The organism is Brachybacterium massiliense (assembly GCF_900184245.1).
In the GTDB taxonomy this organism is placed as follows: Bacteria; Actinomycetota; Actinomycetes; order Actinomycetales; family Dermabacteraceae; genus Brachybacterium; species Brachybacterium massiliense.
The window spans coordinates 184533-208437 of the sequence record NZ_FXXB01000006.1; the positions used below are offsets into that span (position 1 = coordinate 184533).

Here is a 23905-nt window from a genome sequence, read left to right on the forward strand (position 1 = left end):
GCAGCTCAGAAGTCCGCGCGATCCGTCGGCGGGATGCCCACCTCGCCCGAATCGCGCTCGACCTCGTCGAAATCCTCGAACACCGGGATCGTGCCGGTCGCGGTCGCGCGGTGCGGGGCGGTCATCGAGGCGGGGGAGAGCAGCCCCTCCAGGCGCTCCTCGTCCAGCAGGCCCCGCTCAAGCACCAGCTCGGCGACCGGACGCCCGGTCTCGAGCGCCGCCTGCGCCACCTCGGTCGAGGCCGCGTAGCCGAGCACCGGCACCAGCGCCGTGACCACACCGATCGAGCGGCGCAGGTAGTCCTCGAGCACCGACTCGTTCAGGGTGATCCCCGCGATGCAGCGATCGGCCAGGGTGTTCATCGCCCGGGTCATGATGCGCGTGGACTCGAGGATGTTGAAGCAGATCACCGGCTCGAAGGCGTTCAGCTGCAGCTGACCGCCCTCGGCGGCGAAGGTCACCGAGAGGTCGTTGCCGATCACCTCGAAGGCGACCTGGTTGACCACCTCGGGGATCACCGGGTTCACCTTGCCGGGCATGATCGAGCTGCCCGGCTGCACCGAGGGCAGGTTGATCTCGTGGAAGCCGGCGCGCGGGCCGGAGGAGAGCAGTCGCAGGTCGTTGCAGATCTTGGAGATCTTCACCGCGATCCGCTTGAGGATCCCCGAGAAGGTCACGAAGGCGCCGGTGTCGCTCGTGGCCTCCACCAGGTCCGCGGCGACCACGAAGGGGATGCCGGTGAGCTCGGCGAGGTTCGCCGTGGCCATCTTCGCGTAGCGCGGATCGGAGGTGATGCCGGTGCCGATCGCGGTGGCGCCCAGGTTGATCTCCTGGAACAGGGTCGCGGTGCGGGTCAGGCGCTGGACGTCCTCCTCGATGGTGACGGCCCAGCCGTGGAACTCCTGGCCCACGGTCATCGGCACCGCGTCCTGCATCTGCGTGCGGCCCATCTTCAGCACGTCGGAGAACTCGTCCCCCTTTGCGCGCAGGGTCCGGATCAGGTGGTCCATCGCCTCGGCGAGCGCCGGGAAGGACAGCATGATCGTCAGCCGCACCGCGGTGGGGTAGACGTCGTTGGTGGACTGGCCGAGGTTGACGTGGTTGTTGGGGTGCAGCTCGTCGTACTGCCCCTTCTCGAACCCCATGATCTCCAGGGCGCGGTTGGCGATCACCTCGTTGGCGTTCATGTTCGTGCTGGTGCCCGCACCGCCCTGGATCATGTCCACCACGAAGTGCTCATGCAGCGCACCGCCCACGATCTCCTCGCAGGCCTGGTCGATCGCGGCGGCGCGCGCGTCGTCGAGCGCGCCCAGGCGATGGTTGGCGCGGGCCGCGGCCCGCTTGACGTGCGCGAGAGCTTCGATGATCCGCGGGAAGTGGTGCAGCGGCACCCCCGTGATGTGGAAGTTCTCCTGCGCGCGCAGAGTCTGGATCCCGTAGTAGGCGTCGGCCGGCACATCGCGATCGCCGAGCAGATCGTGCTCGCGGCGAGTGGGGCCCGTCATCGCGCCGGGGTGGGTCATCGAGGCGTCCTCCAGGTAGGGCGGCGGTCGACGGCACTGCCGACCACGGCCAGGGTAACCGGCGGGGGAGGGCCCCACGGCCCGTACCATGGGTCTGTGCTCGAACGACGTCCCCCCACCAGCCTCGCCGCCGCCTTCCAGCGGCAGGCGGTGCTCACCCTCGCGCTGATCGCGCTGTGCGGGATCCTGGTGGTCGGCGTGATCTCCTCCGCGGCGCTGGCCGGGCTGCTGCTCGCGCTCCTGCTGGGGGTGCTCGCAGTGCTGCGCGCCGTGCTGCCCATCCGGGCCGTCGGCGCCCTCGCGGTGCGTTCGCGCGGGCTCGACGTGGCCGTGCTCCTGCTGCTCGCGATCTCCCTCGGCCTGCTGTCCACCGCGCCGAACCTCTGAGCCCGCCGCCTGCTGCGCGAGTGTGACGAGTCCTCGCCCGGGCGAGGTGTTCCCGGCCCTCGGCGGTATGGCACGATCGATCCGTGCCCACCGATTCCGCCCGGCTCCATGCTGTGTTCGACCTCGCCATGAGGATCGGCGAGGGCCTGCTGACCAACGGTGCCGCGGCCTCCGAGGTCACGGCGACCGTGTTGCGGGTGACCAGCTCCTCCGGCCTGCGCAACGTCTCCGCCCAGGTGACGTTCAACGAGGTGACGATCTCCTATCTGGCCGATGAGTCGGCCACCCCCTTCACCAGGGTGCGTTCGGCGAGCGTGCGGGTGCAGGACTTCGCGCGCCTGGCGGCCTTCGAGGACATCTCCCACGAGTACCTCTCCGGCGAGCTGCCGCTGGACGAGGCGCGCCGCCGCGCCGCCGCGATCCCGCAGCGCCCGCCGCTGTACAAGATCCCTTTGGTCATCGGCGGTTTCGCCGTGATGGGCGGGGCGGCCGCGCTGAGCTTCGGGGCCGGCAGCCTGGTGGTGGTCGCCGCGACCCTCGCCGCGGGCCTGCTGATCGGCGCCGGCGAGGTGCTCGCCCGCTGGAACATCCCGCCCTTCTACGGCCAGGCCCTGGGCGGTCTCGTCGCCGTGCTCGCCGCGGCCGCGGTCGCCCTCGTGGACAGCACCGCGAACCCCTCGATCGTGGTGGTCTCCTGCATCATCGTGCAGCTCGCGGGGCTGTCCTCCATCAGCGCGGTGCAGGATGCCGTGACCGGTTGGTACGTCACCGCCGCGGGGCGCATGCTCGAGGCGCTCATGCTGACCGTCGGCCTGGTCGCCGGGGTGCGGGTGGGGATGCTGGTGGCGGACCTGCTGGGCGCGGACATCTCGGTGAGCGCCTCGATGCCGCTGACCCTCACCACCGCCGTGGTCGCGATCATCTCGGGGCTCGGGATGGGGCTCGGCTACGGCGTGGGCACCCAGGTGCCCGCCCGCCTGCTGCTGACCGCCGCGCTGGTCGCCGCGGGCTCGGCGATCATCTCCCAGGTGCTGGGCGGCCTGATGCTGGACCGGACCGTCGCCGTGGGCGTCGCCGCGTTCCTCAGCGGGCTCGCCGCGACAGCGCTCGGGGACCGGCTGCGCGCCCCCGCCCTCGCCTTCGTGATGGCGGGCGTGATCCCGCTGGTGCCCGGCAGCCGGATCTACCGGGGCCTGCTGGGGCTGGGCGATGACCTGATGTCCGGCGCCGCCGAGCTGCTGGGCGCGGCCGAGATCGCGGTCTCGATCGCCGCCGGCGTGGTGGCCGGCCAGCTGCTGGCCTCACGGCTGATGCCGTACTTCCGCCGCAGCGGCATCGCCTACACCCCGGCGATCTCCTCGCCGTTCACCACCATGCGCCGCCGCCGTCTCTCCCTCGGCTCACGGCGCGTGCGGCGCCGTCGTGGTGCTCCGGTCATCGAGCCGTCTACGATGACCGGTGAGATGACAGCGCTGTCGTCCACGATGTTCGAGGATCCCTCCTTCCTGGAGGATCTCGAACTGCCCTCCGAACAGGAGAGCACCTCGGGGCGGCGCACCGATCGCGAGGAGTGACCATGAGCCCCACCGCACTGATCGCCGCAGGCGGCTATTCGCGCAGCGGCCGGGGCCGAGGCCCCGGCCTGGAGATCCTGCGGCTGAGCCGCGAGGACCCCGCCGCCGCGCCGGCCGTCGCCCGCCTCGCCGTGGTGGACCTGCCCGATCCCTCCTTCGTGCTGTGGAGCGGCGACGGCTCCCTGCTGTACGCCGTGCTCGAGACGGAACCCACCCGGGTCGTCGCGGTGCGGGTCAGCGCCGACGGCGAGAGCGCCGAGATCGTCGCAGACCTCGCCGTCCAGGGGCACGGCGGCTGCCACCTGGCCCATGGCACGGACCCCTCCACGCTGGTGATCGCGCAGTACGGCGCGGGAACGGTCGCCACGGTGCGGCTGGACGAGGAGGGACTGCCGCTCGAGCAGATCGACCTCGACGACCACCGCGACCACAGCGACGTCGCGGTGCCGCACCCGCATCAGGTCATCGCGCTGCCGGGCACGGAGCTCCTGGCCGTGCCGGATCTCGGCCTGGACAGGGTGCTGCTGTACCACCAGGACCCCGAGGGCATGATCGATCTGGCCGGCGAGATCCCGCTGCGCCGGGGGAGCGGGCCGAGGCACCTGGCCACCGACCACGAGTCCGAGCAGCTGCACATCGCCTGCGAGCTCTCGGGCACCGTCGCCACCGCCTCCCGGGAGCAGGCGACGGCGCCGACACCCGGCTCCGTGGCCCGCGCGAGCGTGAGCGCGCACCGCTGGAGCGTGCGCTCGATGATCCCCGCGAGCGGGCACGAGGGTGACAACGCCGTCTCCCACATCGAGCTGGCCGACGACGACTCCCTGCTGCTGGTCGCCAACCGCGGCCCCGACACCCTCTCCCTGCTGTCGCTGACCATGAGGCGCCCCGAGCGGGTGGCCGAGGTGCAGGTCGGCGCCCATCCCCGCCACTTCACCCAGTGGGACGATCTGGTGCTGGTCGCCGCGCAGGAGGGTGACCGCATCGACGTGCTCCATCGCCGGGAGGAGCGGCTCGAGACCCTCGGCGAACCGATCCCCGCCCCCTCGGTGGCATGCCTCGCGGTGCGACCCTGAGAGACCGCCCCTGCCCTCTTGTCGTCATGACGGATAGACTCACCGACGCCGAGCCGGGACGGACGCGCCTCCCGCTGCGCCACCGGCCCCTCATCGCTTCGGAAGGACATCCATGAATTCTGCCGCCCCCTCCGCCTCGCCCGCCGCCGTCGAGCTCTCCGCGGCCCCGGACCGTGCGGCGGCCGCGGAACGCGCGGCGCAGCTGTTCGAGGAGTCGTTCGGCTACCAGCCCGACGGCGTGTGGTCCGCGCCCGGGCGCGTCAACATCATCGGCGAGCACGTCGACTACCAGGACGGGCTCTGCCTGCCCATGGCGATCTCCCATCGCTGCTTCGCGGCGGCCGCCCGCACACCCACCAACCGCCTGCGGCTGCGCTCCGTGCAGGACGAGACTGTGCTCGACATCGACGCCCGCACCCTCAGCCCGGAGACCGTCACCGGCTGGCCCGCCTACGTGGCGGGCGTGCTGTGGGCGCTCGGCTCGCGCATCTCCGGCGCCTCGACCCGCGGCATGGACATCCTGATCGACGGGCAGGTGCCGCTCGGGGCCGGGCTCTCCAGCTCCGCCGCCCTCGAGTGCTCGGCCGCCGAGGCGATCGAGGACCTCCTCTCGCTCGGCACCGAGCCGCTGGACCGGGTGCGCGCCGCGATCACCGCGGAGACCGACTTCGCCGGCGCCTCGACCGGCGGGCTGGACCAGTCCGCCTCCGTGCTCTCCCGCGAGGGGCACGCCCTGTTCCTGGACTGCCGGGATTTCTCCACCCGGCCCGTGCCGTGGGACCTCGCCTCCCAGGGCCTCGCACTGCTGATCACGGACACCCGCGCCGAGCACTCCCATGTGGACGGCGAGTACACCGCACGCCGCGCGGACAGCGAGCAGGCCGCCCGCGAGCTCGGGGTGGACACCCTGCGCGACGTCGAGGCCACGGACCCCGCCGCGCTCGAGACGCTCCTGGCGACGATCCAGGACGAGGTGGTGCGCCGCCGCGCCCACCACGTCATCACCGAGATCCAGCGCGTGCGCGAGTTCGGCGCGCTGCTCGCCGCCGGCACCGTGCGCGAGAACGTCACCGAGCTCGGCGCGCTGCTGAACGCCTCGCACGACTCCCTGCGCGAGGACTACGAGGTCACCGTCGCCCAGCTCGACGTCGCGGTCGACGCGGCCCGGGCCGCCGGCGCCCACGGCGCCCGCATGACCGGCGGCGGCTTCGGCGGCTCGACGATCGCCCTGGTCGAGGCGGAGCAGGCCGAGCAGGTCGCCGCCGCGATCGCCGCCGCCTTCACCGAGCAGGGCTTCGAGGCCCCGGTGTTCTTCCTCGCGCTGCCGTCCGAGGGCGCCGGCCAGGACCGCTGAGGCGCGGCGCGCGATGAGCCGGCCGGCGGGCACAGCGAGCCGACGGGGCCAGCGATGAGAGTCCTGGTCACGGGAGCATCGGGGTTCCTCGGCGGCCGCACCGCGCGGCTCCTCGTCGAGGAGCACGAGGTGGTGGGGACCGGGAGGGTCTTCCCTTCCTCCCGCCGCCGCGCCCTCCAGGAGGCCGGGGTGCGCCTGCGCACCGCCGATCTCACCGCCGCGGACTCCCTGCGCCCGCTGCTCCAGGACGTCGACGCGGTGGTGCACTGCGCGGCCCTGTCCACCCTCTGGGCACGGCGCGATCAGCTGCAGCGGATCAACGTCGACGCCTCCGCGCGCCTGGCCCGGGCCAGCGCCGAGCGGGGCCTGAGACTGGTCCACATCAGCTCGCCCAGCATCTACAACCGGGCCGTGCACGAGGACCCCCGCTGGGGCACCCCGCAGCGCCCCGTCCCGGAGTCGCTGCCCGTCGGGCCGCGCTTCGACAGCGACTACGCCCGCTCCAAGCACCTCGCCGAGCGCGCCGTGATCGCCGCGCACCCCGACGCGTGCCTGCTGCGGCCCCGCGGGATCTACGGGCCCGGAGACACCTCGATCGTGCCCCGCATCGTTGCCGCGCTCGAGTCGCGCCGGCTGCCCCGGCTGGTCGACGGCGACGTGCTCACCGACCTCACCCATGTCGACAACGCCGCTCACGCGATCGCGCTCGCCCTCGACAGCGAGGTCACCGGTGCCGTGAACATCGCCGACGGCACCCCGATCGCGATCTGGGACGGCATCGACCGGCTCGCCGACCACCGGGGCCTGCCCCGCCCGCGCCATCGCCTGCCCGCCGCCCCGGTCGAGCGGGCCGCGGGCCTGGTCGAGCAGGTCGCCCGCCGCCTCGGCCGTGCGGAGCCGCGACTGACCGCCACCGGGATCCGCCTGCTCACGCGCGGGATGCGGCTGGACCTCACCCGCGCCCGCGAGGAGCTCGGCTACGCCCCGGTGCGCGAGGACGGGCTCGCCTCCGCCTGGGAGGAGGAAGGGGCATGACCGTGCTGCGTCTCGCGCACCTGCAGGTGGGGTGGTGCACCTCCCTCGCCGCCCTCGCCCAGCGCGGCCAGCCCTGGCGCCCCCGGCGCTTTCCCGCGGGCGTCACCCTCATCGAGCACCCCGAGCACGGCACCGTGCTGCTGGACGCCGGATACTCCCGCACGGCCCTCGAGGCGCTGCGGCGCTGGCCCGCCCGGCTCTACGGCACCCTGCTGCCGGCGTCCCTGCCCCGCGAGCAGGAGCTGTTCGCCCAGCTCGCCCGCCGCGGCACGGACCCCTCCTCGATCACCGCGGTCATCGTCACCCACCTGCACCTCGACCACCTCTCCGGCGCCGTCGACCTCCCGCACGCCCCCGTGTGGATGGACGCCGCCGAGATCGACACCCTCACCTCCCTCCGCGGCGTCCCCGCCCTCCGCCACGGGATCGTCCCCGAGGCCGTGCCCGCCCGACAGCGACTGCGGCCGCTCGCGCACGCCCCCGCCCCGCCGGGGCTCGCGCCCTTCGAGCGGGCCACGGACTTCTTCGGCGACGGGAGCCTGTGGTTGGTCCCCTCGCCGGGGCACACGCACGGCTCGGTGTGCGCGATCGCGCGCGTGGCAGAGACCGACGGCGGAGGCGCCGACGGCGACGGCGGAGGACTGGTGCTGCTCGGCGGCGACGTGGCCTGGAGCGAGCAGGCGCTGCGCGAGGGAATCCCGGCCCATCCGCTGATCCACCGCCTGGTCAGCCATGACCCCGCCGCGGCGCGGGAGACAGGGCAGCGGTGGCGGCAGTGGCTCGCCCGCCATCCCCGTGCGGAGGTGAGGGTCTCCCATGAGAGCCCGCGCCGCTGAACGCCTGCTGCCCGATACCGCTCTGATCGGGCTCGAAGGGGTCGCCGCCGCACGCCGTCGCCTCACCACGCGGGACGCCGTCCGTGCCCGCCACGGCCGCCTGGCCCGCCACCAGATCCCGTGGCTGCTGCAGCACTCCGCCTGGACCGCGCAGCGCTTCGCCGAGGCAGACCTCCCGCCCGAGCGGTGGTGGCAGCTGCCGCCGGTGGGCAAGCGCGAGATGATGGCGCACTTCGATGCACTGAACACCGTGGGAGTGCGCCTGGAGGAGGTGCTCGCCCTCGCCCACGAGGCCGAGGACACGCGCGACTTCACCGGCACCCTCACCACCGCCGCGGGCGAGGTGGGGGTGGGGCTGTCCACCGGCACCTCGGGCGCGCGCGGCGCCTTCCTCGTCGACCGCGAGGACCGCCTGCGCTGGGCCGGGACCGTGCTCGCCGCCCTCCTGCGCCCCTTCCCCTGGTCGCTTCGCACCCCGCAGCGGGTCGCCTTCTTCCTGCGGGCCGACGGCACGCTGTACCGCACCGCGGCCTCCTCCCGCGTGCAGATCGACTTCCACGACATCCTCCGCCCCATCGAGCAGCTCGCCGCCGCGCTCACCGCCACCGACCCCACGCTCGTCGTCGGCCCGCCGTCGGTGCTGCGCGCCGTGCTCGAGGCCGGTGCACGGGCCCGGCCCGAGAAGGTGGTCAGCGTCGCCGAGGTGCTCGAGGACGGGACCCGCAGCGTGCTCGAGCACGGCTTCGAGGCGCCGGTGGTGCAGATCTACCAGGCCACCGAGGGGATGCTCGGCCTGCCCTGCGCCGCCGGGGAGCTGCACCTCGCCGAGGAGCACGTCCATGTGGAGACCGAGCCGCTGGGCGGGGGACTGGTGCGCCCGGTGCTCACCGACCTGCGCCGGCGCGCCCAGCCCGTGATCCGCCACCGCCTCGACGACGTCCTGGACCTCGCCCCGGACTGCTCCTGCGGCAGCGCCACCCGTCGGATCCGCCGGATCATCGGCCGGCAGGATGACGCGCTCGAGCTCCCTGGCCCCGGGGGAGCACAGATCACCATCTGGCCCGACTTCGTGCGCGGCGCGCTGAGCGATGTCCCGGGCCTCGAGGAGTACCGCGTGCTCCAGACCGGCCCCGCGATGCTTCGGGTCGAGACCGCACCGAGCAGCGCTCCGGTCCGGGCGGAGGTGCGTGAGCGAATCGGCCGTGCACTGCGCAGACAGGGCGTACTTTGGGATCTCGTCACGATCGACGAGCACGCATGGCGGCCCGCCCCGGCAGGGACCAAGCTGCGACGCGTCCTGCGCACAGGGAGATGAGACCGATGCTGCCCACCAGGATCCTCGCCACCGCCAGCGCTCTGCCCGCGGGCGTGGTCACCACCGCCGAGCTCGCCGAGCGGATCGGCATCGACCCGGAACGGGCCGTGCGGGCCACGGGCGTGCGAGAGCGCCGCTGGGTCGAGCCCGGCGAGGACCCGCTGCGCTACGGCGCCCGCGCCCTCACCGACGCGCTGACCGCCGCCGGGCTCCGGATCGACCAGCTGGACCTGCTGATCCACGCCTCGGGCGGGACCCCGCAGCCCATCCCGGACGGCTCCGCGCACCTCGCCGAGCTGACGGGATTCCGCGGCGGCCAGGCGTTCAGCGTGCACTCCACCTGCGTCAGCGCTCTGGTGGGCATGCACCAGGCTGCCCTCCAGATCGCCACCGGGCAGGTGCGCAGCGCGGCCGTGGTCAGCTGCGAAGCCTCCAGCCGCGGCCTGGACCTCACAGACCCGGAGTCCTCCCTGCTGTTCGGGGACGGCGCGGCCGCGGTGATCCTCGGCCCGGCCGAGCGCGAGGGACAGGGGATCGTGCGCTACCTCGCCCAGATGTGGCCCGAGGGGGCGGCGGCCACCGAGATCCGCGCCGGCGGCTACCGCTCCTTCCGGCCCGCCCCGGGAGACGACCTGCGCGACTATGCCTTCCGCATGGATGGCAAGCACGCCCTCAAGCTCGCCCACACCCGGGTCCCGCCCTTCCTCGAGCAGCTCCGCACGGGGCTCTCCACCTCTCTGGAGGGGATCGACCGGGTGATCCCGCATCAGACCAGCGCCGCCGGGATGACGCTGCTGCGCCGCTACGGATGGCCCGAGGAGAAGATCGAGACCACCCTCGAGCACCTCGGCAACGTGGTCGCCGCGAGCATCCCGCTGACCCTCCACCAGGCGCTCGAGCAGGGCCGCGTCACCGGCGGCGACCAGGTGCTGCTGGTGGGCACCGGCGCGGGCCTGACCACCACGGGGATGGTGCTGTCATGGTGAGCCCGCGCCGCGCGCTGCTCGCCGGCGTCACCGCGGTCTACCTCGCACGCGCCGCCACGCTCGCCCTGAACCTCGCCGTGATGCCGCGCCTGCGGCCCTCCGCCCCGCGGCCTCAGGCCCCGACGGTGTCCCTCCTGGTGCCCGCCCGGGACGAGGAGGCGAACCTCCCCGGCCTGCTGCGCGCCCTCGCCGCCCAGGGGGCCGACGAGATCCTCGTGTTCGACGACGGGCTGAACAGCGCCGGCCTCGACCGGGCCGAGGAGCACGGCGTGCGGGTGCTCTCCTCGACGCGGCCCGAGGGCTGGGTGGGCCGGAACTGGCCGCTCTGGGAGCTCGCCCGGGCCGCGCGCGGGCAGGTGCTCGTGATCACCGATGCGGATACGGCATGGGAGGAGGGCACCCTCGACGCCGTGCTCGCGGCGAAGCGCCGCCTGCGCGCGGACCTGCTCAGCGTGCTGCCCTCGATGCGGGGGCTGACCGTCGGAACCCGCCTGCTCTCCCCGCTGACCGAGAACATCGTGCTCACCCTCGCGCCCTGGCCGCTGCTGGCCTGGGACCGGCTGGGCGCGGGCGCGACCAGCGGTGCGCTGATCGCGATCGACCGCAGCGCCTACCTCGCCACCGGCGGTCATCACGCGCTAGCCGGGGTGATCCAGGACGACATGGCGCTGGGCCGGGCCGTGCAGCGCCTGCGCCGGGATGGCCGGCCGGGACGGACCCGTCTGGTGCTGGGCGGGCGCCTGTTCGGGGTGCGCAACTACGACTCCTACCGCGACTCGGTGCAGGGGTTCGGGAAATCCGCCGTGGCCCTCCACGGCGGCTCACGCCTGGCCACGATCGCGACCGTGACCGGGTACGGCCTCTCCCACACGCTGGTGTGGTGCCTGCGGCCCACACCGTGGGTGCGGGTCCTGCGATTCGCGAGCATCGCCGATCGTGCGGTGGTCGCCGCGGCCACCGGTCGGCGCGGGCCGAAGGACCTCGCCGAGGGCCTGCTCGGCCCGGTCACGCCCCTGCTCACGCTCCCGGCGCTCGCCGCGGCGCTGCGCAGGACGGTGCGCTGGAAATCCCGCGAGCACGCCGTGCGGCCAGCGCGGGGCGCACCGGGGGAGAGGCCCGGCGACCCGCCCGGCGTCTGAGGCGGGCACCGGCGCTCGGGCCGCAGCCCGGTCGCTGTGCGCTAGCGGGGGAGAGGCTCGGCGGCGAGCCAGTCCCGCACCCCGCCCAGCAGGCGCTGCTTCACGGGCTCGGGCGCGGAGGAGACCCGGATCGAGGAGGCCGCGAGCTCCGCGAGCTCGGCGTCGTCGAAGCCCACGGCCCGCGCGGTCTCGTACTGATCCAGCAGCCGTGAGCCGAACAGCAGCGGGTCATCCGCCCCGAGCGCGATCTGCGCCCCCGCCTCGACCAGGCGCCGCAGAGGCACATCGGCGGCGGTGTCCAGCACGCCGAGGGAGGCGTTCGAGGCCGGGCACACCTCGAGCCCGATACCGGCCTCGACAATCCGGTCCAGCAGGCGCGGATCCTCCGCCGCACGCACCCCGTGCCCCAGACGGTGCGGGCCCAGGTGGTCGACCACGTCCCGGACGTGCTCGGGCCCCAGCAGCTCCCCGCCGTGCGGCACGGACAGCAGCCCGGCCTCCCGGGCGATCCGGAAGGCGGGGCCGTACTCCGCGGTGGTGCCGCGGCGCTCGTCGTTGGACAGCCCGAAGCCGACCACCGGTCCCGCGTTGCGCGCCGCGAGCCGTGCCAGGGTGCGCGCATCCAGCGGGTGGCGGGTGCGGGAGGCGGCCACGATAATCCCGACGCTCACGCCGGTCTCGCGCTCCGAGAGCGCCGCCTGGTCCAGCACGATCTCGAGCGCGGGGGTCAGGCCGCCCACGAAGGGCGCATAGCTGGTGGGATCCACCTGCAGCTCGAGGCGGCCCGAGCCCTCCGCGGCGTCATCGAGCACCGCCTCGTGCAGGATCCGCCGCATCGCCGCCTCGGAGTCGACGACGGCGCGCGCCGCGTCGTACTGCCGCTGGAAGCGGAACCAGCCGCGCCGGGTGGGCTCGACCTGCAGCGCGACATCGTCGGTGAGGGAGCGCGGCAGGCGGATGCCGCGCTCCGCGGCGAGCTCCAGGAGGGTCTGCTGGCGCATCGACCCCGTGAAGTGGAGATGCAGATGCGCCTTGGGCAGCGCCTGCAGATCGCGGAGCCCGCCGCGGGTGAGGCTCATTCGCTCAGGAGCGCTGCCACCCGGTCGATGCCCTCGACGATGTCGTCATCGGCCAGGGCGTAGGAGAAGCGCAGGTGGCCGGGTGCGCCGAAGGCCTCGCCGGGCACGGCCGCGACCTCGGCCTCCTCGAGGATCACCGTGGCGAGCTCGGTCGAGGTGGTGACCTTCTTCCCGCGGATCTCGCGTCCCAGCGCACCGGAGACGTCCGGGAACACGTAGAACGCACCGGTCGGGGTGGGCACCGTGAAGCCGGGCACCGCCGAGAGCTTCTCGACGATCAGGCGGCGACGGCGGTCGAAGGCCTCGCGCATCTGCTCGACCGGCTCGGAGGGCCCGGTCAGCGCGGCCAGCGCCGCGCGCTGGGCGATGTTGTTGACGTGCGAGGTCAGGTGGGACTGCAGGTTGCCGGCCGCCTTGATGACATCGGCCGGGCCCACCATCCATCCCACGCGCCAGCCGGTCATCGCGAAGGACTTCGCCACCCCGCCCAGCAGGACAGTGGTCTCGGCCAGCTCGGGCACGGCCTTGAGCACCGAGGTGAAGGGCATGCCCTCGTAGGTCAGCGCGTGGTAGATCTCGTCGGTCACCACCCAGATGCCGTGCTCGAGGGCCCAGCGCCCGATCTCGGCGACCTGCTCGGGGGTGAGCACCGCGCCGGTCGGGTTCGAGGGGGAGCACAGCACGAGCACGCGGGTGCGCTCGGTGCGCGCCTCCTCGAGCTGGTCCACGGTGGGGATATAGCCCTGGTCCGCTCCCGCCAGCACCGGCACCTCGACGGCGCCCGCCTGGCGGATCGCCTCGGGATAAGTGGTCCAGTACGGGGCCGGCAGCAGCACCTCGTCGCCCGGATCCAGCAGCGTCGCGAAGGTCTGGAACACCGCCTGCTTGCCGCCGTTGGTCACCAGCACCTGCGCCGGCTCGATCTCCAGGCCGGTGGTGCTGCTGAACGCCTCGGCCAGCGCGGAGCGCAGCTCGGGCAGGCCGCCGGTGGCGGAGTAGCGATGCGTGCTGGGATCCTGCGCGGCCTCGATCGCGGCGTCGACGATGTGCTGCGGGGTGGGGAAGTCCGGCTCACCGGCGCCGAAGCCGATCACGGGACGGCCTGCCGCCTTGAGCGCCTTCGCGGTCGCATCGACGGCGAGGGTCGCCGAGGGCTGGATCGCTCCGACGCGCTGCGAGATGCGCGCACGCTCGGAGTCGGGATTGCTGGTCACAGGGGTGCTGGAATCGTCGGTGGTCACACACCTATCGTGGCAGAGCCGGGGGAGAGGTGCCAGGACCTGCGCCCATTCGGACCCCTCCGATCGCCCCTCCGGACCCCTCCGATCGCCCCTCCGGACCCCTCCGATGCCGCGGCGAGCGAGCGCCCCGGCATCCCCGTCGGCATCTCCGCTGACATCTCCGCCGGCATCTGCGGGAGCGGATGTGATGTGATCTGACGCCAGTCGATTCGCACCATCCCCCGGAGGCTTGTATGCTGATCGCTGGTCAGAAACGACGGGCTCCTCCAGGGGCTCGCGGATCTACCTCACGAGGCAGGTTCCTCGTGAAGGGCAGTGGCGCAATTGGTAGCGCAGCGGTCTCCAAAACCGCAGGTTGCAGGTTCGAGCCCTGTCTGCCCTGCCGGTCCGGTCGGGGTGATCCGGCCGGATGCGGATGACCTCGACGAGATCGGACAGTCCAGACGTGAACTCCCGCCAGAACGCCCCGTCGACGCCCGCAGGCGCCGATGCCCAGGGCACCGGGTCGAAGAACCCGTTCCTGGCCATCGGTCTGTTCATCCGCCAGGTCATCGCGGAGCTCCGGAAGGTCGTCACCCCGACCCGTCGCGAGCTGGTGCTGTACTCGATCACGGTTCTGCTGTTCGTCGTCTTCATGATCCTGCTGATCTTCGGCCTGGACTCCGTGTTCAGCTGGCTCTCCAGGATCGCCTTCACGGTCCCCGACGTGTGAGCCGCAGGCCGGCCCGCACCGCGCACCGCACCGTGACCGATCAGTCCCCAGCCGCCAGGAAGGCAGGTTCCCGCCGATGAGCGACCAGACCTCGACCCCCGACGAGTCCTACGAGAACGTCGACGACTCCCTCTCCTTCTCCGCCTCCCCGCAGGCCGACGCCGCCGCGCCCCAGGACGCCGCTGAGCTCGCCGAGGTCGAGGCCGACGCCGCCGCGGATCTCGAGGAGAGCGCGGACGAGTCCGACGGCGCCGCGGAGAACGCCGCCGAGGGCGACGACTCCGTCGAGGCCGACGTGGCCGACGAGGACGCAACCGCAGAGGGCGCCGCCGACGAGGAGCCCGAGGAGGATCCGCTCGCGCAGCTGAAGATGCACCTGCGCTCGTCGCTCGGCGAGTGGTACGTCATCCACTCCTACTCCGGTCACGAGAACCGCGTGAAGACCCAGCTCGCCACGCGCACCGAGACCCAGGACATGGAGGACTACATCTTCGAGGTCCAGGTCCCGATGGAGGACGCGACCGAGGTCAAGAACGGCCAGAAGAAGATCGTCCGCCGCGTCCGCGTGCCCGGATACGTGCTGGTGCGCATGGATCTGACCACCGAGTCCTGGCGGGTCGTGCGGGACACCCCGGGCGTGACCGGCTTCGTCGGCAACGCCACCGAGCCCACCCCGCTGACCTTCGACGAGATCTACTCGATGCTCGCCCCCTCCGTCGGCCTGCCGGAGAAGAAGCGCTCCTCGGGCGGCTCCTCGAGCAAGCCCGCCGCCGCGCAGAAGATGCCCGACTTCCACGTCGGCGAGTCCGTCACCGTCATGGACGGCCCCTTCGAGACCATGCCGGCCACCATCTCCGAGATCCACGCCGAGGCCCAGAAGCTGCAGGTGCTGGTGTCGATCTTCGGTCGCGAGACCCCGGTCGAGCTCGGCTTCGACCAGGTCGCCAAGATCTGAGCGGCGCACGGCCCCGGCCGTGCCAGTACGACCAGGATCACTCCCGATCCCGGTCGACGCCGCCGCGACGTGCAGGTAACGTCGCATCCCGGACCCGTTTCCGCCTCGCGCGAGCGCGGGTCCAGCCGTGGGAGGAGTGCATGATGACCTCCGCCCGGACCACACCACAGTAAGGAAGAGCAATGGCTCCCAAGAAGAAGATCGCGAGCATCATCAAGCTCCAGATCCAGGCCGGCCAGGCCACGCCTGCGCCGCCCGTGGGTCCCGCGCTCGGCGCTGCCGGCGTGAACATGATGGAGTTCGTGAAGGCCTACAACGATCGCACCGCGGACATGCGCGGCAACATCGTCCCGGTCGAGATCACGGTCTACGAGGATCGCTCGTTCACCTTCATCACGAAGACCCCGCCGGCCGCTGAGCTGATCAAGAAGGCCGCAGGCCTCCAGAAGGGCTCGGCGACCCCGCACACCGACAAGGTCGGGAAGATCACCCAGGCACAGGTCCGCGAGATCGCGGAGACCAAGATGCCTGATCTGAACGCGAACGACATCGAGGCCGCGGCGAAGATCGTCGCCGGCACCGCTCGTTCCATGGGCATCACGGTGGAGGGCTGACGACAATGGGTTTCCGTAGCAAGGCTTACAAGAACGGCGCCGCGCTGATCGAAGAGGGTCGCGCCTACTCCCCGCTGGACGCTCTGCGTCTGGCCCAGAAGTCCTCCCCGGCCAAGTTCGACGCCTCCGTCGAGGTCTCGATGCGTCTGGGCGTGGACCCCCGCAAGGCGGACCAGATGGTGCGCGGCACCGTCAACCTGCCCAACGGCACCGGCAAGACCGCCCGCGTCATCGTCTTCGCGACCGGTGCGCAGGCCGACGCCGCCCGTGAGGCCGGCGCCGACGAGGTCGGCGACGACGAGCTGATCGAGAAGGTCGCCGGCGGCTGGACCGACTTCGACGCCGCTGTGGCGACGCCGAACCTGATGGGCAAGGTCGGCAAGCTGGGCCGCGTGCTGGGCCCCCGCGGCCTCATGCCGAACCCCAAGACCGGCACCGTCACCATGGACACCGCCAAGGCCGTGTCCGACATCAAGGGCGGCAAGATCGAGTTCCGCACCGACCGTGCGGCCAACCTGCACTACATCGTCGGCAAGGTCTCCTTCTCCGACCAGCAGCTGGTCGAGAACTACGTCGCCGCGCTCGACGAGATCCTGCGTCTGAAGCCGTCCGCCTCCAAGGGCCGCTACATCACCAAGATCACCGTGTCCACCACCATGGGCCCGGGCATCCCGGTCGACGTGAACCGTACGCGCAACCTCCTCGAGGACACCGACGAGGCCTGAGCGACGTACGAGCGGTAGGAGCTCAGGCAGCAGGAACAGCCTGAGCCTCGTCTCCTCCTCGCATCTCGGCGCCCCGTCCACCCCCAGCGGTGGGCGGGGCGTCGTGCTGTCCGGGGCGGGGAGAGGCCGGTTCGTCAGTTACTGGCGGGTGGCGTGTCCCTACGGCGATATGACCGTACTGATTCGCCCTGCGCCAGTAGATGACCACGCGCACCCCCGGGGAGCGGTGGGCAGCGCGCTTCGCGGGCGTCGCCGAGCTCGTCGCGGCCCGGCAGGCCGTGCGGGGGAGCGGCTCCGGACTGTGACGGAGACCGCCGCCGACGGCATGGCGCGCGGGGGCGGGTCTGCACTACTGTGGTGCCTACCGAAGACCGCCGGTCGTCGCCCTCCACCCGGAGAGCGACCGAAGAAGTCCCCCTGGGACGGCCTGCGCAGGTGAAGATGCGACCCGCACGGTCGCGCCCTCCGCGGAGCAGCAGCTCCCGGGGAGCCGGATCGTGCGTGCTGGCCTCGACACTTGCGTGTCGAGGCCCTTTCCCTTCCTGGGACGCCTTCACCCGGTGGCGAGAGACCTCTGGAAGGAGGGCCATGGCGAACCCCGAAAAGGTGGACGCCGTCGCCGAGATCGCGGACCTGTTCCGTGCATCCGACGCCGCCGTCATCACCGAGTATCGCGGGCTCAGCGTGGGGGAGCTCAAGGAGCTCCGCCGCGCACTGGGCTCCGAGACGACCTACGCCGTGGTGAAGAACACGCTCACGGAGATCGCTGCCCGCGAGGCCGGCATCGACGTGTTCGACGGCACGCTCAGCGGGCCGACCGCTATCGCCTTCATCAAGGGCGAGCCGGTGGAGCCTGCGAAGGCTCTGCGTGACTTCGCCAAGACCCACGAGAACCTCGTGGTCAAGTCCGGCTACTTCGAGGGCAAGCTGCTCTCGGAACAGGACGTCCAGATGCTCGCGGACCTCGAGTCCCGCGAGGTCCTGCTGGCCAAGGCCGCCGGCGCCATGAAGGCGTCGATGTCCAAGGCCGCCGCAGTGTTCGCTGCACCGCTGTCCAAGACGGCGCGCACCGTGGACGCGCTGCGGGCCAAGCAGGAAGCCGCCTGAGCCCTCGGGCTCGCGGCTTCCGCATCCACAGCCTCAGCGCTGTCCCCCGGAGACCCTGACCAGGAGATCCGGACCGCATGACCTGGCGCGTGTGCGCCGCTCTACACCGCAGGGACGCAGGTCCCGACTACAGGAAGGAACGCCACCATGGCGAAGCTCAGCAACGACGAGCTCATCGAAGCTTTCAAGGAGATGTCCCTCATCGAGCTCTCCGAGTTCGTGAAGCAGTTCGAGGACGTCTTCGACGTGACCGCCGCCGCCCCCGTGGCCGTGGCCGCTGCCGGTGGCGCCGCCGCCGGTGGTGACGCCCCCGCCGAGGAGGAGAAGGATGAGTTCGACGTCATCCTCGAGTCCGCTGGCTCCGCGAAGATCGCCGTCATCAAGGAGGTGCGCGGCCTGACCTCGCTCGGCCTGAAGGAGGCCAAGGCGCTCGTCGACGAGGCTCCCAAGCCCGTCCTCGAGGGTGTCAAGAAGGACGACGCCGAGGCTGCCAAGGCGAAGCTCGAGGAGGCCGGCGCGACCGTCTCCGTCAAGTGATCACCGGCGTGCGCCCGGCGCACGCCTGATCCGACGGCAGTCGCACTGCTCCTGAAGGGCCGTCCCGCATCTGCGGGGCGGCCCTTCTGCATGTCCTCGGGCCTCCAGCGGCGTGACGGCACCCCCGGACATCCAGGTCGCCCCGGCCGTGCCCCGTCGGCCCGCCGCCCCTGCGCCGTCACCTATTCGTGACCTTCGGGCGAGGACGATCGGCTGAAAGTTCTCTGAACGCTCCCTAAGCTGGTCGGGCTTATGTCATGAATCACTCGGGGGTCCCTGTGCCATCACGGCCGCTTCGTCGTCTCGCCGCTCTGTCCGGCGCCGTACTGATCGGGACCCTCGGTCTCGGCATGTCCACCGCCGCCGCGGCGCCGGAGGCGACGACGCCTCCGGCCGCCCCGGCGCCCGTCGAGGACATCGCGGGGATCGCCGATGATCTCACCGCGGAGCCGGTCGACGTGGTGGTGCTGCTGAAGAACCAGCCCACCAGCTACTCCATGTCCGAGGAGAGCTCCCGTCTGCAGGAGCAGCAGCGGCTGATCGACTCGTGGACCGAGGAGCACGGCCTCGAGGTGGACCGCCAGTTCGGCTACCTGGTCAACGGCTTCTCCGCCGCGGTGCCGGGGGATCGCCTCGCCGCGCTCTCGCTCGAGCCCGAGGTGGTCTCGGTGCGTCGCGAGCGTGTCTACGAGCGCACCGAGCACACCGCACGCGACCTCCAGGGCGTCCCCGCCGCGTTCGAGGACCACGGAGTCGACGGCACCGGCATGGTCATCTCGATCATCGACTCCGGCATCGACGCCGGTCACCCGGCCCTGCGCCTGGACGACTGCGATGCCGCCGCGATCACCGAGATCAACCCGGCCGCCGAAGCGAACTTCACCTGCAAGGTGCCCGACGGCTACAACTACGCCGACGAGAGCTTCGTGATCAAGGACAGCGTGGTCGACGCCCACGGGCAGCACGTCGGCGGCATCGCCGCGGCCAACGGCTCCGAGGGCGATCAGCCCGGCGACTTCGTCGAGACCGGCGAGCTGGACGGCGTGGCCCCCAACGCGCAGCTGCTCGCGATGAAGGTGTTCTCCAACGCCGGCGGCGGCGCGACCGACTCCGACATCGTCGCCGCCATCGAGGACTCGGTGAAGCTCGACGCCGACGTCATCAACATGTCCCTCGGCGCCGCGAACGGCCAGAAGAACTCCTCCGACGCCAGCTCGCTGGCAATCGAAGCGGCACGCGACGCCGGAGTGATCTCCGTGATCGCCGCCGGCAACGACGGCCAGAACTTCTCGCCCGGCGGCGTGGCCGACGACCTCTACGGCCTCCACGACGACGGCACCATCGGTGCCCCGGGCACCCTGGGCTCCGCCTTCACGGTCGCCTCGATCGACAACGCCGCCCTCACCCAGCTGATGGCCTACGTCGGCGGCGAGGAGGAGGGCGTGCCCTACACGCCCGCGACCGGCACTCACGACGGCGAGCCCCACCCCCTGGTGGACCTGGGTCTGGGCACCGCCGAGGAGACCGCGGGCCGCGACCTCGACGGCGCCTACGCCCTCATCGGCCGCGGCGAGATCGCCTTCAGCGAGAAGTACGAGAACGCGATCGACGCGAACGCCGGGGGCGTGGTCATCTACAACACGGAGGATGCACCCTTCGGCATGGCGGGCGTGGAGACCTTCACCCTGCCCGGCATCACCGTCACCCAGTCCGTCGGCCTCGAGCTGAAGGCCGCGATCGCCGCGGGCGAGACCACCCTGCGCATCACCGACGAGATGGATGTGCGTCCCGTCGCGGGCGGCCTGACCCCGTCCTCGTTCACCTCCTGGGGCGCGACCCCCACGCTGGACTTCGAGCCCGAGATCGCGGGCATCGGCGGCAACGTCTACTCGACCTACAACGACGGCACCTACGGCTCGAGCTCGGGCACCTCGATGGCGTCCCCGAACGTCGCCGGCATGGCGGCGCTCGTGCTCGAGCACCTCGAGGAGAACCGCCCCGAGGTCACCGGCGCCGAGCGCGTGGACCTCGCCAAGGTCATGCTGATGAACACCGCCCTCGTCCCGGCCACCGAGGACGGCGTCCCGTCGGCCTCCCCGCGCCAGATCGGCGCCGGCCTCGCCCAGGTGGACAAGGCCCTGGACTCCCAGGTGATCGCTACCGTCGACGGCCAGGGCGGCGCCGCGCTGCGCGAGATCGACGGATCCGCCTCCTTCACCGTCACCCTCACCAACAGCGGTGCGCAGGACGTCTCCTTCGCGCTCCCCGAGGTCCCGCTGCTGGCCGAGACCAACGACGCCGGCGCCGCCACCACGGTGCGTGCCTCGGGCGGCTCCGTGTCCCTGCCGGGCGAGGTCGTCGTCCCCGCAGGCGGCAGCGCTGACGTCCAGGTGACGGTCACTCCCGAGAGCGGCGGGGACCACTTCACCGGCGGCTGGGTGGGCTTCGAGTCCGCCGCCGCGGACCAGCCGGACCTCGTGGTCCCCTTCCTCGGCTTCGCCGGCGACTGGAACGCCGAGCCGATCATCCTTCCCGCAGGCGAGGCGCTCGAGGGCGTGGGCGTCAGCAGCGAGCTGATCACCACTTGGGGCGGCTCCACCCTCCCGCTGCACAGCGAGATGGGGGAGTTCTGGCTCTCGCCCAACGGCGACGGCGACATGGACGTGATCGCCCCGAACCTGGTGCCCATGCGCAACGCCTCGGACGTGCGCTACTCGGTGCTCGACGCCTCCGGTGAGCAGATCACCGTGCTCGGCGAGGAGCAGGGCGTGTACCGCAACCTGCTCGCCGACTGGGGCGCGGTCTCCGATCCGCGCCAGCTGCAGTGGACCGGCTACACCTTCGACGGCACGCTGTACGACCCGCAGGCGGCGGAGTTCGCCGCGCTGCCCGACGGCCAGTACACCTACCGCATCGAGGCCCGCCTCGGCGAGGACCAGCCGTGGCAGACCTCCGAGTTCGACTTCGGGATCGACGCGACCGCCCCCGTGATCGAGTTCGGTGCCTACGAGGCCGGACTGCTGCCCTTCAGCATCGTCGAGGACGGCTCAGGGCTGCTGCAGCCGCCGACGGTCACCGCGGCTTCCGGTGAGGACATCCCGGTGACCGAGGCGCCCGATGGCAGCTACTCGATCGAGGTGGATCCCGAGGCGGTTCCGTTCGTCACCGTCTCGGTGCTGGACGGCGGCTTCAACCTGGGTGCCGCCACCAAGGTGTTCGAGCAGTCCACCATGCTGATCGCCAACATGACGCAGCTCGAGCAGGGGGTGCTCGGCCCGCAGTCGCTGATGGTCTCCGATGATGCGCTGCTGCTGAGCGGCTATGTCTCCTCCGACATCGTCGAGGTGCGCGTGGGCGAGGAGTCCGTGCCCACCCCGGACGGCCGCTTCCGCCTCCCGCTCCCGCTCGTCGAGGGCCCCCAGGAGTTCCTGGTCCAGGGCCGGGACGTCGAGGGCGAGATCGTGCAGGAGCAGTCCCTGACGGTCACCTACGACGCGACCGCGCCCGAGCTCGAGATCACCGAGATGGAGACCGACCCGCAGGGCGCCGCGATCCTCGACGACGACGGCAGCATCACCGTGCGCGGTACCGTCACCGACGAGCGCGAGGACGCGACCCTCACCGTCACCTCCGGCGAGACCGTCGGCGAGGTGAGCGCCGACGGCACCTTCGAGATCACGGTGACGCCGGGGGAGAGCGCCGCGGCGTTCACCCTCTCCGCCTCCGACGGGGTGAACACCGACTCGCAGTCCTTCGCGATCTCCGGCCGCGCGCCGCAGGGCGGCTGGGCGATGCCCGAGATCCTGAACGCCGACTGCGTGCTCGAGTCCGGGGCGTGCTTCGTCCCCGGCAGCACCGAGGACGTCAGCGCCGACGGCAGCGTCTTCACGCTGCGGGGCAGCTACCCCGCCGGCGGCACCATCACGCTGACCCCCGGCGCCCGCGCGGACGACGAGGGCCGGATCGTCGAGGCGGACCCGATCGAGGTCGCGATCGCGGAGGACGGCTCCTTCGCCGCCGACCTCCCCGTGGCCACCGGCGAGAACCACGTCAGGATGGTGATCGAGGATGCCGACGGCCAGGTCCGCTACGACCGCGGGGTGCGCGTGTACTTCGACGTCACGGCGCCGACCCTGAAGATCGAGGAGCCCACCCTGGTGGGCGGCACCCTCTACACCGCCGAGGAGCAGGTCACCGTGGCCGGCACCGCCGCCGATGACGGCTGGGGCTACGCCCTGTCGCTGAACGACTCGACGGTGATCGAGCGCTTCGACATCGGCAGCCCGGGGGAGGGCTCGAACACGCGTGAGTTCTCCACCGAGATCACCGTCGCCGACGGTGACACCCTGCTGGTGGAGTTCTCCGACTCCAACGGCAACGTGCTGGTGGGTCTGATCCCGGTGATCGTCGACCAGGATCCGCCCCGCGTGGACCTGGAGATCGCCGAGCGTGGCGAGACGCTGCCCGTCGGCGCGGAGATCGAGGTCTCCGCGAGCGGTGACCACATCGCCGGGATGCAGGTGCTGCTCGACGGCGAGGTCGTCGAGGAGGTCACGAGCGACCTGTCCACGCAGGAGCACTCCGTCGAGGACGCCCTGATCGATCTGCGGGAGCTGACCGGCGACGCCGACACCGCGGACGCCGACGGCGCCGAGGCCGACACCGCTGACACCGCCTCCGCGGAGACGGACGCCGCGGAGGCCGACGCTGCGGAGGCCGACGCTGCGGACGGCGACATCGCCGAGATCCCGTTCGCGGCCACCGGAGCGCGCACCATGGCGGTCCAGGAGGTCCTCACCGCCCTGGTCTCCACCGACGATCTCGACGAGGGCGCCCACACCCTCACCGTGGTCGCCACCGACCTCGCGGGCAACACCACCACCGAGACCGCCGATTTCCGCATCGCCCCGCTCGAGACGGCGCTCGGCATCGACGGCCCCGAGTCGGTGGAGCTGAGCATCCACCGCGAGGAGCTCGGCGATCAGGCGGCGCTGGCCAGGGCCGTGCTGTCCTCCTACCGGGCGACCTTCGCCGGTGACGCCGAGCAGGCCGAGGAGGCGGGCGTCTCGCTGCGCCTGGCACCCGGCACCGTGCTGGTGGACGGGGAGCAGGAGGTCGGCATCCTCGCGATCGACGAGGCGGGCGACATCCTGGTCGATGCCGAGGGCGAGCCGATCGAGCAGCGGATCACTGTGAGCATCGTGCTCGAGGAGGTCACCCTCACCGCCGGCGAGGTCACCGTCACCGCCACCTTCCGCAGCGATGACACGCTCGCCGCCGCGCTCGAGTCGGCCGAGGGCGGCGAGGCCCGCGTGCTGGTGCTCGCCAACACCCACGGCTCCCTCCAGTCTGTGATCACGGTCCCCGGCACGGAGGGGGAGCGCGTGCTGCGCGTCCTCCCCGACGGGACCCGCCTCCCGGTCCAGGCGACCTGGGCCGACGGCGTGCTCACCTTCGAGGGCCCCTCGCAGGCCACCTACCTGCTCCTCCCGGCCGGCGCTCCCGGCGGCGGGGGAGACGCGGGTGACGGCACGGGCGGCGGCAGCGGAGCCGGCACGGGCGCGGGCGGCGGCTCGGGCTCCGCTGACGGCTCCGGCGGCGGCCCGCTCGCACGCACGGGCGTCGAGATCACCGGTGCCCTCGCCGCGGCGGCGGCCCTGCTGCTCGGCGGCGGTGCGCTGCTGGTGATGCGCCGGCGCCGCTGAGCCGAGCG

Annotated in this window: 19 protein-coding genes and 1 tRNA gene; 17 read left to right on the forward strand and 3 right to left on the reverse strand. The window is 72.2% G+C overall.

Annotation, left to right across the window (positions count from 1 at the left end):
* Window positions 1–5 precede the first annotated feature (5 nt).
* The gene (locus BN4251_RS05295) at window positions 6–1523 is read right to left on the reverse strand and encodes an aspartate ammonia-lyase (protein ID WP_087484089.1); all 1518 of its coding nucleotides are present in this window, start codon (window positions 1521–1523) and stop codon (window positions 6–8) included.
* A gap of 96 nt (window positions 1524–1619) precedes the next feature.
* Between BN4251_RS05295 and BN4251_RS05300 the strand changes: the two genes are divergently transcribed.
* The 9 genes from BN4251_RS05300 (at window position 1620) to BN4251_RS05340 (ending at window position 11222) form a co-directional block, all read left to right on the forward strand.
* Window positions 1620–1910 (forward strand): DUF3017 domain-containing protein, encoded by a 291-nt coding sequence (locus BN4251_RS05300; RefSeq protein WP_087484090.1) that lies wholly within the window; start codon window positions 1620–1622, stop codon window positions 1908–1910.
* A gap of 83 nt (window positions 1911–1993) precedes the next feature.
* Window positions 1994–3484 (forward strand): threonine/serine exporter family protein, encoded by a 1491-nt coding sequence (locus BN4251_RS05305; RefSeq protein WP_087484091.1) that lies wholly within the window; start codon window positions 1994–1996, stop codon window positions 3482–3484.
* A 2-nt stretch (window positions 3485–3486) separates the two neighbouring features.
* Window positions 3487–4557 (forward strand): lactonase family protein, encoded by a 1071-nt coding sequence (locus tag BN4251_RS05310; RefSeq protein WP_087484092.1) that lies wholly within the window; start codon window positions 3487–3489, stop codon window positions 4555–4557.
* A 112-nt stretch (window positions 4558–4669) separates the two neighbouring features.
* A complete protein-coding gene (gene galK / locus BN4251_RS05315; protein WP_087484093.1) occupies window positions 4670–5911 on the forward strand; it encodes a galactokinase in 1242 nt (413 codons plus the stop codon).
* A 54-nt stretch (window positions 5912–5965) separates the two neighbouring features.
* Window positions 5966–6946, forward strand: coding sequence for an NAD-dependent epimerase/dehydratase family protein (locus BN4251_RS05320; RefSeq protein WP_087484094.1), 981 nt, complete (start codon window positions 5966–5968; stop codon window positions 6944–6946).
* Window positions 6943–7782 carry an MBL fold metallo-hydrolase gene (locus tag BN4251_RS05325; RefSeq protein ID WP_087484095.1) on the forward strand — a complete coding sequence of 280 codons (840 nt, stop codon included), beginning with the start codon at window positions 6943–6945 and terminating at the stop codon, window positions 7780–7782. Before BN4251_RS05320 ends, BN4251_RS05325 begins: the two co-directional genes overlap by 4 nt.
* The gene (locus BN4251_RS05330) at window positions 7763–9097 is read left to right on the forward strand and encodes a F390 synthetase-related protein (RefSeq protein WP_087484096.1); all 1335 of its coding nucleotides are present in this window, start codon (window positions 7763–7765) and stop codon (window positions 9095–9097) included. The genes BN4251_RS05325 and BN4251_RS05330 overlap by 20 nt, the downstream gene beginning before the upstream one ends.
* 5 nt (window positions 9098–9102) lie before the next feature.
* Complete coding sequence (locus BN4251_RS05335) at window positions 9103–10083, forward strand: 3-oxoacyl-ACP synthase III family protein (RefSeq protein ID WP_212647587.1); 981 nt, start codon at window positions 9103–9105, stop codon at window positions 10081–10083.
* Window positions 10077–11222, forward strand: coding sequence for a glycosyltransferase family 2 protein (locus BN4251_RS05340; protein ID WP_087484098.1), 1146 nt, complete (start codon window positions 10077–10079; stop codon window positions 11220–11222). Before BN4251_RS05335 ends, BN4251_RS05340 begins: the two co-directional genes overlap by 7 nt.
* A 41-nt stretch (window positions 11223–11263) precedes the next feature.
* Here BN4251_RS05340 and BN4251_RS05345 read toward each other — a convergent pair whose 3' ends face one another.
* Together BN4251_RS05345 and BN4251_RS05350 are read right to left on the reverse strand one after the other, a co-directional pair.
* Window positions 11264–12301 (reverse strand): adenosine deaminase, encoded by a 1038-nt coding sequence (locus tag BN4251_RS05345; protein ID WP_087484099.1) that lies wholly within the window; start codon window positions 12299–12301, stop codon window positions 11264–11266.
* On the reverse strand, window positions 12298–13542 hold the full coding sequence (locus tag BN4251_RS05350) for a pyridoxal phosphate-dependent aminotransferase (RefSeq protein WP_087484100.1): 1245 nt from the start codon (window positions 13540–13542) through the stop codon (window positions 12298–12300). Before BN4251_RS05350 ends, BN4251_RS05345 begins: the two co-directional genes overlap by 4 nt.
* 309 nt (window positions 13543–13851) lie before the next feature.
* On the opposite strand from BN4251_RS05350, the gene BN4251_RS05355 reads away from it, so the two are divergent.
* The 8 genes from BN4251_RS05355 (at window position 13852) to BN4251_RS05390 (ending at window position 23897) form a co-directional block, all read left to right on the forward strand.
* Window positions 13852–13924 (forward strand) — tRNA-Trp (locus BN4251_RS05355).
* Between the two features lie 63 nt (window positions 13925–13987).
* On the forward strand, window positions 13988–14254 hold the full coding sequence (gene secE, locus BN4251_RS05360; RefSeq protein ID WP_087484101.1) for a preprotein translocase subunit SecE: 267 nt from the start codon (window positions 13988–13990) through the stop codon (window positions 14252–14254).
* 76 nt (window positions 14255–14330) lie between these two features.
* Complete coding sequence (gene nusG, locus BN4251_RS05365) at window positions 14331–15209, forward strand: transcription termination/antitermination protein NusG (RefSeq protein WP_087484102.1); 879 nt, start codon at window positions 14331–14333, stop codon at window positions 15207–15209.
* A 182-nt stretch (window positions 15210–15391) separates the two neighbouring features.
* On the forward strand, window positions 15392–15823 hold the full coding sequence (gene rplK, locus BN4251_RS05370) for a 50S ribosomal protein L11 (RefSeq protein ID WP_087484103.1): 432 nt from the start codon (window positions 15392–15394) through the stop codon (window positions 15821–15823).
* A gap of 5 nt (window positions 15824–15828) precedes the next feature.
* Window positions 15829–16548: a 50S ribosomal protein L1 gene (gene rplA, locus BN4251_RS05375; protein ID WP_087484104.1), complete on the forward strand. Its 720-nt coding sequence runs from the start codon at window positions 15829–15831 to the stop codon at window positions 16546–16548.
* A gap of 588 nt (window positions 16549–17136) precedes the next feature.
* Window positions 17137–17655 (forward strand): 50S ribosomal protein L10, encoded by a 519-nt coding sequence (rplJ, locus tag BN4251_RS05380; RefSeq protein WP_087484105.1) that lies wholly within the window; start codon window positions 17137–17139, stop codon window positions 17653–17655.
* A 147-nt stretch (window positions 17656–17802) separates the two neighbouring features.
* Window positions 17803–18192 carry a 50S ribosomal protein L7/L12 gene (rplL, locus tag BN4251_RS05385; RefSeq protein ID WP_087484106.1) on the forward strand — a complete coding sequence of 130 codons (390 nt, stop codon included), beginning with the start codon at window positions 17803–17805 and terminating at the stop codon, window positions 18190–18192.
* A gap of 350 nt (window positions 18193–18542) precedes the next feature.
* Window positions 18543–23897, forward strand: a complete 5355-nt coding sequence (locus BN4251_RS05390) for a S8 family serine peptidase (RefSeq protein ID WP_087484107.1) — start codon at window positions 18543–18545, stop codon at window positions 23895–23897.
* The last annotated feature ends 8 nt before the right edge of the window (window positions 23898–23905 follow it).

Coding starts and splice junctions, on each gene's coding strand:
- BN4251_RS05295 (WP_087484089.1), bottom strand. CDS start 1,523: ATGACCCACCCCGGCGCGATGACGGGCCCCACTCGCCGCGAGCACGAT.
- BN4251_RS05310 (WP_087484092.1), top strand. CDS start 3,487: ATGAGCCCCACCGCACTGATCGCCGCAGGCGGCTATTCGCGCAGCGGC.
- BN4251_RS05340 (WP_087484098.1), top strand. CDS start 10,077: ATGGTGAGCCCGCGCCGCGCGCTGCTCGCCGGCGTCACCGCGGTCTAC.
- nusG (WP_087484102.1), top strand. CDS start 14,331: ATGAGCGACCAGACCTCGACCCCCGACGAGTCCTACGAGAACGTCGAC.
- BN4251_RS05345 (WP_087484099.1), bottom strand. CDS start 12,301: ATGAGCCTCACCCGCGGCGGGCTCCGCGATCTGCAGGCGCTGCCCAAG.
- BN4251_RS05320 (WP_087484094.1), top strand. CDS start 5,966: ATGAGAGTCCTGGTCACGGGAGCATCGGGGTTCCTCGGCGGCCGCACC.
- rplK (WP_087484103.1), top strand. CDS start 15,392: ATGGCTCCCAAGAAGAAGATCGCGAGCATCATCAAGCTCCAGATCCAG.
- rplJ (WP_087484105.1), top strand. CDS start 17,137: ATGGCGAACCCCGAAAAGGTGGACGCCGTCGCCGAGATCGCGGACCTG.
- rplL (WP_087484106.1), top strand. CDS start 17,803: ATGGCGAAGCTCAGCAACGACGAGCTCATCGAAGCTTTCAAGGAGATG.
- BN4251_RS05390 (WP_087484107.1), top strand. CDS start 18,543: ATGTCCACCGCCGCCGCGGCGCCGGAGGCGACGACGCCTCCGGCCGCC.
- BN4251_RS05335 (WP_212647587.1), top strand. CDS start 9,103: ATGCTGCCCACCAGGATCCTCGCCACCGCCAGCGCTCTGCCCGCGGGC.
- rplA (WP_087484104.1), top strand. CDS start 15,829: ATGGGTTTCCGTAGCAAGGCTTACAAGAACGGCGCCGCGCTGATCGAA.
- BN4251_RS05325 (WP_087484095.1), top strand. CDS start 6,943: ATGACCGTGCTGCGTCTCGCGCACCTGCAGGTGGGGTGGTGCACCTCC.
- galK (WP_087484093.1), top strand. CDS start 4,670: ATGAATTCTGCCGCCCCCTCCGCCTCGCCCGCCGCCGTCGAGCTCTCC.
- BN4251_RS05330 (WP_087484096.1), top strand. CDS start 7,763: ATGAGAGCCCGCGCCGCTGAACGCCTGCTGCCCGATACCGCTCTGATC.